Source organism: Selenomonas sp. AE3005 (assembly GCF_000686945.1).
In the GTDB taxonomy this organism is placed as follows: domain Bacteria; phylum Bacillota; class Negativicutes; order Selenomonadales; family Selenomonadaceae; genus Selenomonas_A.
On record NZ_JMME01000006.1, the window covers coordinates 168,487 to 184,225 of the forward strand.

Here is a 15,739-nt window from a genome sequence, read left to right on the forward strand (position 1 = left end):
GACTATGCCGAAGAAAACAACGAAGAAAAGTGTGGAAAGCAATGAAAAGGCTGTCCGGTTTCAGGAGTTTTTGATTGAGAACAACATCAATGTGTTCAGCACAGAGTCCATGGACGATGATTACGCTACGGTGCTGTTCCGTTCCCGGATTGAAACCCGGGGACAGATTCTGCCGATGGCCATACTCATTGATACGAGTATTTTCACGGTTATCCGCACGCAGATAATCAGCGGCCTGCCGGAGGACAAACAAGTCCGTATCAAGGAATATCTCAATGAATTAAATTCCCGCTACAAGAGCTTTAAGTATTATTTACATAAGGACGGCAAGGTTTATCTGGACATCTGCCTGCCGTTTGTAGATGATACGTTTGACAGCAAGATGATACAGCTGATGCTCAGCGTGCTTGTCCAGCACTTGGAAGATGTGTACGATGAGTTTATGGGACAGGTTTGGGGAAAATAAATAACAAATAGTCGAAAGCTCGTGGCAATATTTTCTTGCATTGCCACGGGCTTTTTACTATGATATATGGGAAAGCTTGAATTGTGGGAATGGAGGCCGAAACAGATTGCTGGAGGAATTGAAATTTTCTTTAGAGGAAATGAACTTACAAGTTGATATAGAGGTACGGGAGCGGCAGCTCTATTACAAGGTGTCCCAAGGGGAGGGCAAAGGGGATTTTGCCCTGCTCGAGGGGGGGCGCCGTTGGCTGCGGCGTTTGGAAAAGCTGCACCTTAGCGCCTGGCGGGCCAGCTATCAGCCACCGGTGCCGCCGGCCGTCCACAGCCTGTGGCGGTTGTATTTTAAGGATTCCAAGCTCGGTTCGCGCCGGATTGTGGGGGATAATGCTCATCCCGGCAGCTGGGCGGCGTTTATCGATTTGCTGAATGAGATTCCCGGTGTGGAAATACATCGGGTTCGGCAGCTCGAGCAGGTGGCGTTAATCCTGCATGATACCATCGAAAATCCTGGCGGCAGCATTTATCTGCCTAAGCAGAAAAAAATCGGACTGACAGAAAAGCTGATTATCAACCGGGGAAAACATATTCTGGTGTTTACCCGGCATAAGCAGGGCTTGGGGACGGAACGTCACGCATTTGATTCCGTGCGCAATGTGCCGCTGCTGTTGGAGCGTATCGGGGAGCATGCTGCTGAATGGAAGGTGCAGCAGGATGGTGTTACCGATGATTTCCTGCCCCGGGTGGAATGGAAACTGAGCTGGCGTGATGGTTCTGAAGACAAGGGGAGCTATACGCTGCGTGGTGAAGCCATGCCCGATGAATGGAAGGCTTTTATGGAAGAAATCGAACGCTTTACCGGTAATGTGCGTGGCCGTATTTTTTAATTTTTGCCGTGAGGCCTGTGGCAGGATTTTTTTAGCATGCTGTCGAAAATGAGGTTAGATGTAAGCGCGAAAGATAGGGGGAGAGCGTATGTCAGAACCTATTCAGACAGGACACCGGGTTTATCGTGGCGGCAATAAAATGGAAATGGAAATGCTCACGGTAAAACCGTTTTATGTGGCAACTCCGGGCTCAGACCTGACACAGGAGGAGATGGAGGCAGAGGCCTTGGCGGAGGAAAAAAAACGGCAGCGGAAACTGTCCTCGGCTGCTGAGGAACCGGCGGCAGAACCAGACGGTGAGCCCGTGGAAGAATCAGCCGGCGAGCCTGGGGAAGAAGAGGAATGGCCGGCGGCAGACGAAGGTTCTCCTGAGGATATCGCAGCCCGCATTGCCGGCGACCGTACAAAAAATCAGGCTGATATTTTGGAACTGGCCAAAAGTCAGCTTAATGATGGCTGATATATTTTATCTTACTTAGGTTACTTAGGAGGATGTTCATGTATACGCTAAATAGTGATGTTTTTCAGGGAATTCGTCCGCAGATTCATGAGGAGGCCTTTGTCGCTCCGCAGGTGTTCCTGGCTGGTGATGTTCGTGTCGGCAAGTATTCCAGCCTGTGGCCCGGTGTGGTGGCCAGAGGTGATGTGAATTACATTCAGGTGGGCGAATGTTCCAATGTGCAGGATTTGACCTGCCTGCATGTGGCTGATGAACATCCCTGCATTATTGGCGACTATGTGACCATCGGCCATAGTGCGGTTATTCATGGCTGTGAGATTGAGGACCATGTACTGGTCGGCATGAACGCCACGGTGCTGTCGGGCGCAAAAATAGGCCGCGGTTCCGTGATTGCGGCCGGGGCCCTGGTAAAGGAAAATGAAGTTATTCCGCCGAATTCGTTGGTGGTAGGTGTGCCGGGCAAGGTTATTCGCACTCATGACAGAATTGATGTCATCCATGCCCAGGCCATCAAGTACAAATGTGAATGGGCAATTGGCTACGGGGCCAAGCCGGATATCGGCGGCGAGATTTATCACGGCGAAAAGATTTTGGATTAAATATTTACCGGCAGGGCGATGAGTTTCTCAGCGCCCTGTTTTATTTTGGCCCGGCCGGCGGTGAGATTGGTGAGGTCTGCGGTGACGGACTCGGCGTCGGCCGGCGGTACCAGCAGGTTTAAGGTTACATTATCGCTGTAGTCTGCCTCAGCACTGCGGATATTATTTTGCCGCTGATAGTGTTCGCAGGCGGCCAGCAGGTCATAGTCAATGGTGACGGCCAGCTCGGCAAAGGGCGTCATTTCCAGAACGGTGGCGGCGGCAATGCCGCAGACAGCGGCATGGGAGTAAGCGCGGATAAGGCCGCCGGCACCCAGTTTTATTCCGCCAAAGTAACGGGTTACCACCACGACAATGTTGGTGAGCCCGTTTTTTTTGATGGCCTCCAAAATAGGATTGCCGGCAGTGCCGCCGGGCTCGCCATCGTCATTGGACTTTTGCTGGGCACTGTTTTCGCCGAGCACATAGGCCGAACAGTTGTGCCGGGCATCGAAGTAGCGCTTTTTCATCGCCTGAATAAATTCCCGGGCGGCGTCTTCGGACTCGACATGGGCCAGATGGGTGATGAATTTTGATTTCTGTATTTCATAGAGGGTTTCGATACGGTCGTCTTGTTCTTTAATCGTGCGGTAGGTATGCATAAGGCCTCCTGCTTTGGTGCAAATTTTTCATCTAACATTATACCATGAGAAAAAGATACTGATGATAAAATTTTATATGGTAATTGCCGGAGTTTTGTAGTATTCTTAACGTAATGAATTGAAGCGCCGCGGATGGCAGAGGCTATACAAATCACAAACAGGCAGCGGTGCTGGGAAGGTTGTGTTAATAAGGTCATGAACGAAACGAAAATGAACAGAGGGCTGAAAAACAGGCATCTGCAGTTGATTTCCTTAGGAGGAGTCATCGGCAGCGGCTATTTCCTCGGAACAGGGTATGTCCTGGAGCAGGCAGGACCGGCCGCAGTGCTGGCGTATCTGCTCGGTGGGCTTATTGTCCTGTGTGTTATGTTGTGCCTGGCGGAGCTGGCCGTAGAAAAACCTATTTCCGGTTCCTTTGTCACCTATGCCCGGGAGCATATTTCTCCAACCTGGGCTTGTGGTGTGGGCTGGGCCTATTGGGTTACATGGGTGGCCTATGTTCCTTCAGAAATGATTGCCGCAGGCATCATTATGAATCTTTTTTTGCCGGCAGTGAGCCAGTTGTGGTGGGCGGTGTTCTTCAGCCTGCTGGTGACCTGCATAAATCTGTTTCATGTCGATAAGTTCGGTGAGAGTGAATCCTGGCTGGCGTTGATAAAAATCATCGCGCTGGTGGCCTTTAGTATAGTAGCCGGGCTGATTTGCCTGGGCGTCATCGGTGAGCAGGGCTTTATTGGTACCAGCGTACTGCTGGGCAGCGGCGGTTTCGCCCCCAACGGTTACTGGTCCATTGTGCTGACGATGGTCATTATTCTGGTAAACTTTCAGGGTACGGAAATCATCGGCCTGGCGGCTGGTGAGTGTGAGAATCCGGCCAAAAGTATTCCCGTGGCCGTGCGCAATGTCACCTGGCGTATCATCGCGCTTTACATTATTCCGATTTCCCTGCTGGTTTCTATTTTGCCATGGGATAAGGCCAGTCTGGAAGAAAGCGTCTTTGCGGCGGCTGTCAACCAGTATGGCTTTACGGGCTTTGGGGCGTTCTTTGCGTTTGTCATTCTGACAGCTGCAATTTCCTGTTCCAACTCCGGCCTGTACGGCGCAGCCCGGGCTATGCACGCCCTGGCTAAAATGGATATGGCGCCCAAGAGTCTGGGCGGCCTGAATAAAAATGGTATGCCCTCCCGGGCCATCTGGATTTCCATTTGTGCCTGCTGGGCGGTTATCATGCTCTATGCGTTCAATCCCGATTCGGTGATATATACGTATCTGTTGGCAGTGTCGGGCTTTACGGGCGCGATTGCCTGGATTTCCATCTGCTGGAGTCAGTACCGCAGCCGCAAGGCTATGATTGCTGACGGTACGGCGGACAAGCTGCAGTATAAGACGCCGCTGTTCCCTTATGTGACGCTGTTCGGCATTTGGTCGCAGGTTATCTGTCTGGTGATTATGGCGTTTACGCCTGACTTGCGGGAGGCGTTCTTTACAGGTGTGCCCCTGCTGATTGCCCCGATGGTTTGGTATAAATTAAGGGCGAAAAGGCGCGCCGCGCTGGCCCGTTAACAATACTTAGATAAATAATTAAGTCCGGTATATCCTTTCACAGGCGCTTGGTGTCAAGCCGTTTAGAAAAGATATACCGGACTTTTTGTTTTTACTTGTTGTCTTCTTTGGGGATATCCAGATATTGACGGATAGCGGAGATTTCCCGGGCTGTATAGAGGCCTACCGGTGATTCGCGAATCATGATGGTTTGGAGCATTTTGCTCTGCTCAGCCTGATTGTCGGTCTTGAGATTGGCCGGGTCGGCGGCGGTTCTGGTCAGGGCAATCGTGCGGTACTGAGCCTCGGCGTAAGCGTTGGTTTTATTCATGACCTCCGTCAGCAGGTCATAGCAGACATCATTCAGGGCGATGGGCGGCGCATGCAGGGCAATGCGGTCCCGGAGGTTCTGGCTGTCCTGGTCCAGCTGCTTTAGGCGGACGAAAGTCGTCTGAATGCTGATCTGGTCTTCTTTGAAGTTCTCGATGATATGGTGATACCACTGCCAGTTGCGGTCGAGCTCCTCAAGGTTGCGCTGATAATCTGCATACCAGGCGGCAAAAATCTGCTGTTGCTGCTGAAGTTCATACAGTTCCTGCTCAGTTATGGGAGCAGGTTTCGTTTCCTGAGGAACGGGCCAGAATTTATAGGCGATTCCCCCGGCGATGAGCAAGGTCAGACAAAAGCAGGCAAATATTTTTTTATTGGGCAGCCAGCGGTACAGCAGTCCTAACAGAATTAGTCCGAGGACGGCGAGAATGTATAAAAGCATGGTGAAAGCCTCCGCATTATAAATAGTATTATTATTGTAGCATAGGCACATCAGGTGGTAAAGACTACACGGCTATGCTGGGAGGATTAGCGGATAAATTCGCCGCTTTTGCCGCCGGTTTTGTTGTCGAGGTGGATATCGCTGATTTCCATGCGTTTGTCGATGGCCTTGCACATATCGTAAATGGTGAGCAGGGCCACGCTGACAGCGTGCAGAGCCTCCATCTCCACGCCGGTGAGGCCCGTGACCTTGACGACAGCCGTGGCCTTGACAGCACAGGGCGAAGACAGCAGCTCAAAGTCAAGGCTGCACTTGCTCAGCGGCAGGGGGTGGCAGAGGGGAATGACATTGCTGGTGTTCTTGGCGGCCATAATGCCGGCGATTCTGGCTACACCCAGGACGTCACCTTTTTGGGCCGTCCCGCTGGCGATGGCCGCATAGACGGCCGGACTGATTTTAATAAGCCCGGAGGCTGTGGCGGTGCGGTGGGTAGTTTCTTTGCCGCTGACGTCCACCATCAGTGCCTGCCCGTTTTTGTCAAAATGTGTTAATTTTATTTCTGTCATAAATTATCAGCTCCTTAGACTGAGATTAGTTTCATTCTAGCAGTATTTTTTGTTCTTTAAAAGTATGCACGAGGAGAGGATTTTTTTTTTCTGTGTCGAAGTAGTAATCTGAAATGATAAGATGTAAGCTTTATCTTTTGGGGTAGATCTACAAGGAGGGATAGGAATATGAAAAACAAAAAAATTATCTGGGGGTTGCTGCTGGTGCTGGCTGCGGCATTTTGCCTGGCTGGCTGTGGCAGTACCAGCAGTTCAGGAAAGGTGTATTATCTGAGCCATCGTGATGGTGATGCTTTTACTGACCTGATTAAATCAAATTTTGATGCCAAGGCTAAGAGCAGCGGTATTGAAGTGGAATACTTTGATGCCAAGGGCGATGCCAATTTGCAGATTGACCAGCTGAAGGCGGCCATCGAGGCCAAACCCGGTGCGATTGTGCTGCTGGCAGTAGACGGTACGGCTATCGTGCCTGTGGTGGAAAAGGCCAATGAGGCCGGTATTCCCATTGTCATCACGAATCGCGGTCTGAATGGCGGTAAATTTATTTCCTGTATGGCCAACGAAAGACAGGCCGGTATTATGCAGGGCGAATATATGGCCAAGAATTTGCCGCCTAATGCCAAGGTGGTGTATCTTGAGGGCGAAAGTGGTTTTGCCGGCAGTGAAGAACGCAAAGCCGGCTTTAAGGAGGCTTGCCTGGACAAGCGGCCGGACATTCAGCTGCTGGCCAGCACGGTGGGCAACTGGAGCACGGCTGACGCGCTGAAGAATGTAACCCTGTGGACGAAACTTTTCCCGCAGATTGACGGGGTTATTGCCGCCAATGATGGTATGGCTATCGGTGCCGTACAGGCTCTGCGTGATGCCGGACGCTTAAATGGCTGTCTGGTATCCGGGGTAGACGCTGTCGAAAGCGCCCTGCAGCTGGTGAAAAAGGGCGAAATGGCCCAGACGGTACAGCAGGACCCCAAGGCTTTGGCTGAGGGAACTTTCCAGCTGGTGCAGGATTGCCTGAGCGGCAAGACACCCAGCGACAGCGTGGTGAATTTCACGTCCATCACCAAGGATAATATCAACCAGTTTGTAAAGTAAGGGGGGAGCAGTAGTATGGAAAATTTAAGCGTCAGAGTAAAAATTTTACTGCTCTCGGGAATCATGCTGTTGATTACCTGTGTGGTAGCAGCCGTAGGTATTTTTGCCAACTCCCAGGCCAAACAGGCACTGGATGATATGTACAATTACAATCTGATGACCACGCAGTATCTGAATGACGCCAACAATCAGCTGCGCGGCATTGATGTTGATGTGGCTTATATGCTGCAGCAGGATTTTTCGGCTGACAGCCGCAAGGTCGTTCTGGCTGATATCACTGGACGGCTGGGGGCCATTAAGGGTGATATTGAAAAGGTCAAGGAGATTGACCGCAGTCCCCGGGCTCAGGAAACAATTGAAAGCCTGAACAAGAACCTGGCTATCGTTGAGGGCAAGGTCAAGGCCGTAGAGTCTTTGGGCAATACGCCGGCTGACAAGGTAAAGATTTTTGAAAACCTGTCCACGACCAGCATTATTGCATCGAATTTAGCTGTGCTGACACCGGATAACGTGCTGCAGGGCAAGATGCTGTTTGAGGAGAACAACGCGAACTACGCTTTGGCTATCAAGGTGTTTGTAGGTATTGTGCTGCTCGGCCTGTTGCTCGGCGTGGCGATAGCTTTCCTGATTGCCCAGAATATCGCCAGTCCGCTGGCTACATCCATTGAGCATTTAAACGCTGTAGCCGATGGCGATTTGACACAGGATATGCCGGCCGGCCTGGCACAGCGTCAGGACGAAGTGGGCATGGTGGTGCAGGCTTTGGCCAAAATGCAGCAGTCCTTGCGGAGCGTGCTGCGCAATGTGCACGATGAGGCGGAAAACAGTGCGAATATGGTCAGCGAAGTTCAGCTGCTGGTGGGCGATTTGAACAGCAGCGCCCAGGATATGTCGGCCGTAACCGAAGAAATGGCAGCCGGTATGGAAGAAACTGCCGCCTCGACTACGAGCCTGCAAAATCTCAGTGACCATCTCAGTGAAAAGATTCATGCTACAGCCAAGGCCGCTGCTGAAAGTGAGACTTACACAGTGGAAATTGCTGAGCGCGCCGGCAAACTCAAAGCAGCTATGGAGGAATCCAGCGGCGAGGCACAAAGAATTTATACGGATACCAAGACCTCCTTGGAAGAGGCTATTGAATCGGCCAAGGTCGTGGAAAATATCAATCATCTGACACAGGATATTACGGAAATTGCCGAACAGACCAACCTGCTGGCCCTGAATGCAGCTATTGAGGCGGCCAGAGCCGGTGAATACGGCCGGGGCTTTGCGGTGGTAGCTGATGAAGTCCGCAAACTGGCTGAACAGTCTCATGATACCGCCGAAAAGATACAGGGACTGACGGGCAAGGTAACAGGCTCCGTACAGAATCTGTCTGAAGGTGCGTTCTCCCTGCTGAAGTTTATGGACGAGAATGCTGCTAAGGATTATGACATGATGAATGAAACGGCCGTCCGCTATCGTGATGACGCTGCGCACCTCAATGACTTTGCCCGGGAAAGCAACAAGGCCTCGCAGGAACTCATTGAGTCTGTGGAAATCATGAACCAGTCCATGGAAGAGATTGCTAAGGCTACCCATGAAGGGGCGGTGGGCAATACCACCGTGGCGCAAAAAGTCACCGATGTGGCCGAAAAAGCAAATGATATTCTCGAAAAAATCAACGAGTCCCAGAAGGGCACGGAGAACCTGCAAAAACAGGTGGCCAGATTTAAATTATAAAAGCGTGACAGACAGAACCCAAGCCATAATCGGCTTGGGTTTTTGCTTGCAGACATAAAAAGTGATAAAATAGAGAACGATATTGTTTAAAATAGGGAGATTAGGGCCTTTTTCCTTTATTTTTCATATTTTTGTTGTTATACTATACAGGCAAAGGAGGAGTGTGCGGTGAGCAAGGCCTGGTTACGTAATGCCGGTCAGGAATTTTTTACCATAGCGTTTTTGAAATTTCTCATTGTGGGCGGTATAAACACATTTGACTGTTCGCTGTTTGCCATGCTGTTGATGCTGCTGCATATCGATGGCAATATCGCTTTTAATCTGGGTTATTTGCTGAGTAATATGCTGGCATATTTCCTTAACAGCTGGTGGATTTTCCCGGAACCTTTGTCCTGGCAGCGCTATGTAAAATTCATGATATCGTATATTCCCAATGCGCTGATAGAAAATGTAATCGTGGTGGTGTTCTTCAACTGGCTGGGAGCGCCGCCTTTGGTGAGTTTCCTGCTGGCGGCTATACTGGGTATGCCCGTCACATATCTGCTGGTCAAATGGTTTGCCTTTGACAGGCGGCAAAAACAGGAATAGATAGGAATAATTGGTGGAGGATGAGAATGAGTTTGGAAAAAAAGACAGTCATCGGCCTGACGCTGGCCTGGCTGGTTCTCTATATGTTCGGCAATAATATGCTGGTGATAACGGACCCCGTGGAGTCCAACTATGCGGAAACGGCCCGGGAAATGCTGCTGTCGGGTGATTATTTTTCACCGCGGATTTACGATAAGTATTGGTATGACAAGCCTATAATGTTTTATGTGGAACTGATTGTGGCGTTTAAAATGTTCGGCCTGACGGAGTTTGCGGCCCGGTTCTTCCCGGCCATTATGTCCTGGGCCTGCATCATGCTGACTTACTGGTTCGGCCGGCGGATTTATGACCAGCGTACGGGTATGTTTGCCGGTATTCTGGCCATGTTGTCCCTGGAGTTCTGGTATTTGGGGCATGCTGTGATTACCGATACCACGCTGCTGCTGGCGGAGTCCCTGACGCTGATAGGTTTTTACCTGGGCTATACGGAGCATAAGCCGCGCTGGTATTATGCGGCCTTTGCCGCCGCCGGGGTGGCGGTGCTGACTAAAGGTCCTGTGGGGCTCTGCCTGCCGGGGCTGATTATCATGCTGTTTTTAATCTGGCAACGTGATTTTAAGGCGTTGTTTAACCGTCACATTGCCGGGGGCTTTGTATTGTTCTTCGGTGTTATCAGTCTGTGGTATTTGCCCATGTACCTCATGCATGGCAGTGACTTTATCAAGCTGTTCTTCGGGGTGCATAACGTACTGCGGGCTACGGTGTCCGAACACCCCCGGGATAATGTCTGGTTTTATTACATTCTTATTTTCCTGGCGGGCTTTTTCCCCTGGTCATTTGTTTTTGTGCCGGCCAAGCTGCGCAGCTGGTGGCGCAAACGTCCGTCTTTGCCGAAGATGCCCCGGGAGCGTTTCCTGCTGTTATGGGCAGTGACGGTTTATGTGGTATTCCAGAGTTTTGCGACTAAATACGTCAGCTATACGTTCCCCTATATGATTCCGGTAACGTTGTTTATGGTGGCCTGGTTCAAGCAGCATGAAAAGCTCTTTTTCCGCATGGCAGCCGTTATGGGCGTGGGCTATGTAGTCCTGATGTTCCTGGTGGCGGCTCCGATAATGAGAGAGCATTCTGCGCGCGATGTGGCCCAAATTGTGAAACCGTGCCTGACAGAAGATACGCAGCTGTATCTGCTCGACAGCGAGCCGGCGTCCCTGGCTTTCTATACGGGAAAACTGCCGATGCGTCTGGCCTCTCAGGCTTTGATTGACAAGCGTACAGCCGGCAAAGGCTGGACGGCCAAGCATGTAATGCCCTTGCTCCACTATGATAACCTGCCGCAGGATAAGCCGGTGGTATTGGTGACTGGCCAGGATAAACGGGCGACGGTAGAAAGTACCTTCCCCGGTGAGTGGCAGTTTGTAGGTGCGAGCGGAGAATTTGAAGTTTATACACGACAGGCTATTAAGTAAAGGAAGATGACGTTTTTATGAAAACCATTTCAATTGTTGTGCCTGTATATAATGAAGAGGCTAACCTGGAACATTTTACGCAGGCTATTTATGATGTAATGGCTAAACTGAGTTATGAATATGAGCTTATCTTTGTGGACGATGGCTCCCGTGACGGCAGCCGGGCTGTTTTGCAAAAGCTGCAGGATAAATACGACTGGGTAAAGCCTTTGCTGCTGTCGCGCAACTGCGGCCATCAGATTGCCATCACCTGCGGCATGGACCATGCCACAGGTGACGCGGTCATTACCATGGACGGTGATATGCAGCATCCGCCGGCTTTGATTCCGACACTGCTGGACCTGTGGGAAAAAGGTTATGATGTAGTGCAGACCATAAGGGAAGCGACGGAAGGTGTATCCTGGTTTAAAAAGACGACTTCCAAATACTACTATCGTTTCCTTAATGCCATGTCGGAAACAGAGGTTTATCCGGGCGGTTCGGATTTCCGTCTGCTGGACAGACAGGCCTGTGATGCACTGTGCCAGTACCGGGAGCATGACCGTTTTATTCGTGGCATGGTAGGTACGCTGGGCTTTAGTCAGGCGCAGGTTTCCTTCACGGCCCCGGAACGTTTTGCCGGGACGTCGAAGTTCTCTGTGAAAAAAATGAGCAAGCTGGCTATGGACGGCATTTTGGGCTATTCGGTAGTGCCCCTGCGCATAGCCTTTTATCTGGGCAGCCTGTGTGCCCTGTTCAGCCTGCTGCTGTTTGCCCATGTAATTGTGGAATACCTGCTCGGCAATGTATTGCCGGGCTGGACCACCATCATGGTCTGCGTGGCCTTGTTCAGCGGTGTGCAGCTTATGTTGATGGGCGTTATGGGTGAATACGTGGGCCGTATCTTCAAAGAAGTAAAAAACCGCCCCTTGTATATGGTTATGGAAAAGCGTGGGGATTATACCCACGGTAAAGCTCGCAAAGTGGAGAAGGTGGAACTGGGTGAGTGAGAAGAAGTTAATTCTTAACGCCGATGATTTTGGACGCCATGAGCTGATTAACCAGGCCGTGGAAAGAGGCGTTACCCAGGGTTATTTGCGTTCGGCGACGCTGATGCCGGGCGAGCCCTGCTTTGACGGAGCTGTTGCTTTAGCCAAGGCTCATCCTGAGCTGGGCGTGGGGATTCATTTTACCTTGGTGGACGGCCATCCGGTGCTGCCGCCGGCAGAAATTCCTTCGCTGGTGACAGCTGAGGGGAAGTTTTATCCCCAGCATAATGCTTTTGTGAAAGCGTACCTTACAGGAAAAATAGATTTGGCTGATGTGCGCCGGGAACTGACGGCGCAGCTGGATAAGTTTCTGGCTGCCGGGCTGGTGCCCACGCATGCCGACAGTCATCAGCATATTCACATTCTGCCGGGAATTTTTCCCGTGGTTCTGGATATTTTGGCCGCCAAAGGGATTTACCGGGTCCGTATTCCGAAAGTGCATGCGGCTTTGGGCGCTTTTTTCAGCGGCGGCCTGGCTGATATCATCGGCCGTCTGGGGTTGTGGACCTTGGCGGCGGTGGGAAAAGCCCAGGCCCGGGGGCGTGGTTTTGCCACACCGGCGTTCTTTGCCGGCAAGGTGGCCGGTGATGCTGTGGATGAACAGTTCCTGCTGGAACTGGCGCAGGACTTTCCGCCGGGCATTACGGAGGTCATGCTGCACCCCGGTATGGAGAATGATACGCTGGCGCAAATCAGTGGCTGGGACCATGATTACATAGCGGAATATCAGGCCAGCTGCTCGCCTGCAGTCGGGAAACTGCTGCAGGAAAATGACATAGAACCGGTCAATTATACGGCCTTGCAAAATCCTCGCTGAGCGGGGATTTTTTTTGCGAATATTATGTACAACGCAAGGGTTTTGTGATACGCTTAAGTTGTAATTGTGTCGTTTTTTCAGCTAATCATGATGAACGGTTATAGGGCGTGGAGGCAATATAGCCGGCTGATGATGATTAGGGGGCAGTGTTATGCGCACGACGATAAAGACTTTGCCAGCGGAATTGCAGGGTGTAATGACTCATGTGGAAGAGTTGGAGGCCCGGATTACTGCTGGGCAGGAATATATGCGAGCGGTTTTTTCGGCGGCGAAAGTGGGGCTTTGTCTGCTAAACTCCGAAGGGGCGGTAATAACCGTCAATGAGATGGGGCTGCAACTGATGCAGGCAGATGGGCAGGCCGGTGTAATCGGCCGCCAATTTGGTGATGCCTTTTGCTGTGAAAACAGTTTGGAAAATGGCTGCGGCAAGGGGCGTAAATGCCGCCATTGTCCGGTGCGCCGCAATATTGAGGCGGCGATAGTGGATGACGATTTTTCCAGTGAGTTTCCCATGCAGATGAAAAATGCCCGGACAGACAGCAATCTGTGGCTGCGCCTGGGGGTATCACAGACGGGCGCCGGCCGTGATAAGCAGATAATCATTACCATTGTCGATGAGTCCCTGCGTAAGATATACGGCATGGAACTGGAACGGGCCAAATTGGCGGCAGAGGAGGCTGCGCGGAGTAAGACGCAGTTCATTTCCACCATGAGCCATGAAATCCGTACACCGTTAAATGGCATTGTCTGTATGCTGGAGATGGCCGGCCGGGAGCATTTGTCGCCCAAACAGCAGGAATGCCTGCAGAATGCCAAACGCAGCGCTGATGATTTACTGCAGATTCTCAATGATATACTGGACTTTGCGAAACTGGAAGACGGCCGCTTGTCGGTCGAAAAGCGGGATTTTGACCTGCATGAATCCATAAACCGCCTGGCTAATGTTTACCGGCAGCTGGTCGAGGCCAAGGGGCTGAAGTTTGTGCTGACGGGGCTGGAGGATATGCCCAGATTTGTGCGGGGTGACGCCTTGCGCCTGCGGCAGGTTTTGCATAATATGCTTTCCAATGCGTTGAAGTTTACGGAAAAGGGAAAGATTACCTTAGCGGTGTATAAAGGCCGGCGCAATGACCAGCCAACTCTGGAATTCAGCGTCGAAGATACCGGTATCGGGATAGACGAAAAGGTTCGCAAGCGTTTGTTTAAGCCGTTCAGCCAGGCTGACAGCAGCACGACGCGGCTGTTTGGCGGAACGGGGCTGGGGCTGGTAATTTCCCGGGACCTGGTCGAACTTATGGGGGGCACGGTGAGCCTGGATTCGGAACTGGACAGGGGAACGTGCCTGTCTTTCTGGATCCCCTTGCTGGAGGCAGGCAAAGCTGAGCCGGCGCGCAAGATTATCCTGCGCCCGCGCAATAAGGAAGAGCGTGAGGCGGAGCAAATGCCGGCCGACGATGAGGCCAAGGCTGAAAATCTTATGCATTATTGCATGCAAAAACTGGTGGCAGGAACTTTGCGGAAAGCCAAGGAGGGGTAAGTATGCGCATATTGATTGCAGAAGATGACCGTCTGAGCCGGACATATCTGGAGGATTTCCTGCGGGGGTATGGCCAATGTGATATTGCGTCGGATGGTATGGAAACCTTGGATTTGTATTTGGAATCGCTGAAAAACGGCACGCCTTATGATATGATGTGCCTGGATATTATGATGCCCAAGGTTGATGGCCTGATGGTGCTGCGCCTTATCCGCGAGATAGAAAATCGGCGTCATTTGTCTGCTGAGCAGCAGGCCAAAATCATTATGATGACGGCTATCGCCGATATGGAGCATGTGGACAGGGCCTTTGAACTGGGCTGTGATGCCTATGCCTCCAAACCAATTGAGATAGATAAAGTGCAGGAGGTTATGGAGGACCTGGGGCTGATAAGCTAGTATGGAGGGATTTTATGTATCGCTTTGCGCATAACAATTTGAATGTGTTAGACTTGAACCGCAGTCTGAAATTTTATAAGGAGGCGCTGAACCTCACTGAGGTCAGCAGACTGGATTTAGGTGATTTTATCCTCGTGTATCTGGGAGATGAAACAGGCAGCCGGCACCAGCTGGAACTGACCTGGATTAAAGGCCGGCAGGAACCCTATAATCTCGGCGACAATGAATTCCATCTGGCTTTTACCACAGATGATATTGAGGCAGCCCATGCCAAGCATCAGGAAATGGACTGTATCTGTTATGAAAACAAGGCGATGGGTTTATATTTTATCAACGACCCAGACGGTTACTGGCTGGAAATTATGCCAGAACAAGAATAATAAATAATGGGCAACCAGTTGAAAAAATAGCCGAATTAGGATATAATGATAATGTAGGGCTGTATACCTGTATTTCAAAGGATTAGTGAATGTCTCAAGGAAAGTGAGGGATTATTATGGGTATCTCGGGTGTAAGCGCTACGACACTTTCGAGCTTCCCGCAATTAAATCGCGAGGTTCATTCTGTGGGAATGCAAGCGACTAAAGAGCGTAGCGAACAGGCAGCATCCTATACAAAAGTGTCAAATTTTGGTACGGAAACCAAACTTGGTTCCAGTGAATTCCAGCGCAATAATGATACCGTTATTAGCATAGGCGAACGGGAAACATCACAAATTGCCAGGGAAACAGCTGCTATTTATAAGGTTTCCAATTTTGGTACAGACACTAAAATTGGTACCAGCAAGTTCCAGCGTGACAATGAAAAGACAAATAACGAGGGCATGCAAAATACCTCACAAATCATGGATAAGGCGAAGTCTTATTATGAGGTGTCTAACTTTGGCACGGAAACTAAGCTTGGTTCCAGCAAATTCCAGCAGCAGGTCAAACAGATATCTGAACAAGGCCAGCATAATATGGCGCAAGGCATGAAGGCAGCCCTCGATGTCACGCGCGTATCACAGTTTGGCACGGAAACCAATTTGGGGCACAGCAAGTTCCAACAAGCTAATGCCCAAATCAGCAACTACAGGCCCAAACCACCAATGGGGGCACATGTAGATATCTCTGCTTGACAAATGCATTGATTTACCGCAAGTCGTAAGACTTGCGGTTTT

The 15,739-nt window shown here is 50.8% G+C and carries 18 protein-coding genes; 15 read left to right on the plus strand and 3 right to left on the minus strand.

Going from position 1 to position 15,739, the window contains the following annotated elements:
* The first annotated feature begins 4 nt into the window (after positions 1 to 4).
* The 4 genes from DL94_RS0105995 (at position 5) to DL94_RS0106010 (ending at position 2,408) form a co-directional block, all read left to right on the plus strand.
* The gene (locus tag DL94_RS0105995) at positions 5 to 466 is read left to right on the plus strand and encodes a YbjN domain-containing protein (protein WP_028129384.1); all 462 of its coding nucleotides are present in this window, start codon (positions 5 to 7) and stop codon (positions 464 to 466) included.
* A gap of 106 nt (positions 467 to 572) precedes the next feature.
* Positions 573 to 1,349 carry a hypothetical protein gene (locus DL94_RS0106000; RefSeq protein ID WP_028129385.1) on the plus strand — a complete coding sequence of 259 codons (777 nt, stop codon included), beginning with the start codon at positions 573 to 575 and terminating at the stop codon, positions 1,347 to 1,349.
* Between the two features lie 88 nt (positions 1,350 to 1,437).
* A complete protein-coding gene (locus tag DL94_RS15240) occupies positions 1,438 to 1,809 on the plus strand; it encodes a hypothetical protein (RefSeq protein WP_051586339.1) in 372 nt (123 codons plus the stop codon).
* Between the two features lie 38 nt (positions 1,810 to 1,847).
* Entirely contained in the window at positions 1,848 to 2,408 is a 561-nt protein-coding gene (locus DL94_RS0106010) for a gamma carbonic anhydrase family protein (protein ID WP_028129386.1), read from the plus strand.
* On the opposite strand, the gene DL94_RS0106015 is transcribed toward DL94_RS0106010, so the two are convergent.
* Positions 2,405 to 3,049: a YigZ family protein gene (locus tag DL94_RS0106015; protein ID WP_028129387.1), complete on the minus strand. Its 645-nt coding sequence runs from the start codon at positions 3,047 to 3,049 to the stop codon at positions 2,405 to 2,407. The genes DL94_RS0106010 and DL94_RS0106015 overlap by 4 nt on opposite strands.
* 195 nt (positions 3,050 to 3,244) lie before the next feature.
* On the opposite strand from DL94_RS0106015, the gene DL94_RS0106020 reads away from it, so the two are divergent.
* Positions 3,245 to 4,612 (plus strand): amino acid permease, encoded by a 1,368-nt coding sequence (locus DL94_RS0106020; protein ID WP_028129388.1) that lies wholly within the window; start codon positions 3,245 to 3,247, stop codon positions 4,610 to 4,612.
* 91 nt (positions 4,613 to 4,703) lie between these two features.
* On the opposite strand, the gene DL94_RS0106025 is transcribed toward DL94_RS0106020, so the two are convergent.
* Both DL94_RS0106025 and moaC read right to left on the minus strand, forming a co-directional pair.
* Positions 4,704 to 5,363, minus strand: a complete 660-nt coding sequence (locus tag DL94_RS0106025) for a hypothetical protein (protein WP_028129389.1) — start codon at positions 5,361 to 5,363, stop codon at positions 4,704 to 4,706.
* A gap of 86 nt (positions 5,364 to 5,449) precedes the next feature.
* Positions 5,450 to 5,929: a cyclic pyranopterin monophosphate synthase MoaC gene (gene moaC / locus DL94_RS0106030; RefSeq protein ID WP_028129390.1), complete on the minus strand. Its 480-nt coding sequence runs from the start codon at positions 5,927 to 5,929 to the stop codon at positions 5,450 to 5,452.
* A gap of 168 nt (positions 5,930 to 6,097) precedes the next feature.
* On the opposite strand from moaC, the gene DL94_RS0106035 reads away from it, so the two are divergent.
* From DL94_RS0106035 to DL94_RS0106080, 10 genes are all read left to right on the plus strand, one after another.
* On the plus strand, positions 6,098 to 7,021 hold the full coding sequence (locus DL94_RS0106035; RefSeq protein ID WP_028129391.1) for a sugar ABC transporter substrate-binding protein: 924 nt from the start codon (positions 6,098 to 6,100) through the stop codon (positions 7,019 to 7,021).
* Between the two features lie 15 nt (positions 7,022 to 7,036).
* Positions 7,037 to 8,743 carry a methyl-accepting chemotaxis protein gene (locus tag DL94_RS0106040; protein ID WP_028129392.1) on the plus strand — a complete coding sequence of 569 codons (1,707 nt, stop codon included), beginning with the start codon at positions 7,037 to 7,039 and terminating at the stop codon, positions 8,741 to 8,743.
* A 168-nt stretch (positions 8,744 to 8,911) separates the two neighbouring features.
* Positions 8,912 to 9,331, plus strand: a complete 420-nt coding sequence (locus DL94_RS0106045; RefSeq protein WP_028129393.1) for a GtrA family protein — start codon at positions 8,912 to 8,914, stop codon at positions 9,329 to 9,331.
* Between the two features lie 26 nt (positions 9,332 to 9,357).
* Positions 9,358 to 10,800: an ArnT family glycosyltransferase gene (locus DL94_RS14360; RefSeq protein WP_051586340.1), complete on the plus strand. Its 1,443-nt coding sequence runs from the start codon at positions 9,358 to 9,360 to the stop codon at positions 10,798 to 10,800.
* 17 nt (positions 10,801 to 10,817) lie between these two features.
* The gene (locus DL94_RS0106055; RefSeq protein ID WP_028129394.1) at positions 10,818 to 11,789 is read left to right on the plus strand and encodes a glycosyltransferase family 2 protein; all 972 of its coding nucleotides are present in this window, start codon (positions 10,818 to 10,820) and stop codon (positions 11,787 to 11,789) included.
* Positions 11,782 to 12,645 (plus strand): ChbG/HpnK family deacetylase, encoded by an 864-nt coding sequence (locus DL94_RS0106060; RefSeq protein WP_028129395.1) that lies wholly within the window; start codon positions 11,782 to 11,784, stop codon positions 12,643 to 12,645. Before DL94_RS0106055 ends, DL94_RS0106060 begins: the two co-directional genes overlap by 8 nt.
* A 151-nt stretch (positions 12,646 to 12,796) precedes the next feature.
* Complete coding sequence (locus DL94_RS15245) at positions 12,797 to 14,182, plus strand: sensor histidine kinase (RefSeq protein ID WP_028129396.1); 1,386 nt, start codon at positions 12,797 to 12,799, stop codon at positions 14,180 to 14,182.
* A 2-nt stretch (positions 14,183 to 14,184) separates the two neighbouring features.
* Positions 14,185 to 14,580 (plus strand): response regulator, encoded by a 396-nt coding sequence (locus tag DL94_RS0106070; RefSeq protein ID WP_028129397.1) that lies wholly within the window; start codon positions 14,185 to 14,187, stop codon positions 14,578 to 14,580.
* Between the two features lie 14 nt (positions 14,581 to 14,594).
* Positions 14,595 to 14,960 carry a VOC family protein gene (locus DL94_RS0106075; protein ID WP_028129398.1) on the plus strand — a complete coding sequence of 122 codons (366 nt, stop codon included), beginning with the start codon at positions 14,595 to 14,597 and terminating at the stop codon, positions 14,958 to 14,960.
* A gap of 191 nt (positions 14,961 to 15,151) precedes the next feature.
* Positions 15,152 to 15,697, plus strand: a complete 546-nt coding sequence (locus tag DL94_RS0106080; protein WP_231464579.1) for a hypothetical protein — start codon at positions 15,152 to 15,154, stop codon at positions 15,695 to 15,697.
* The last annotated feature ends 42 nt before the right edge of the window (positions 15,698 to 15,739 follow it).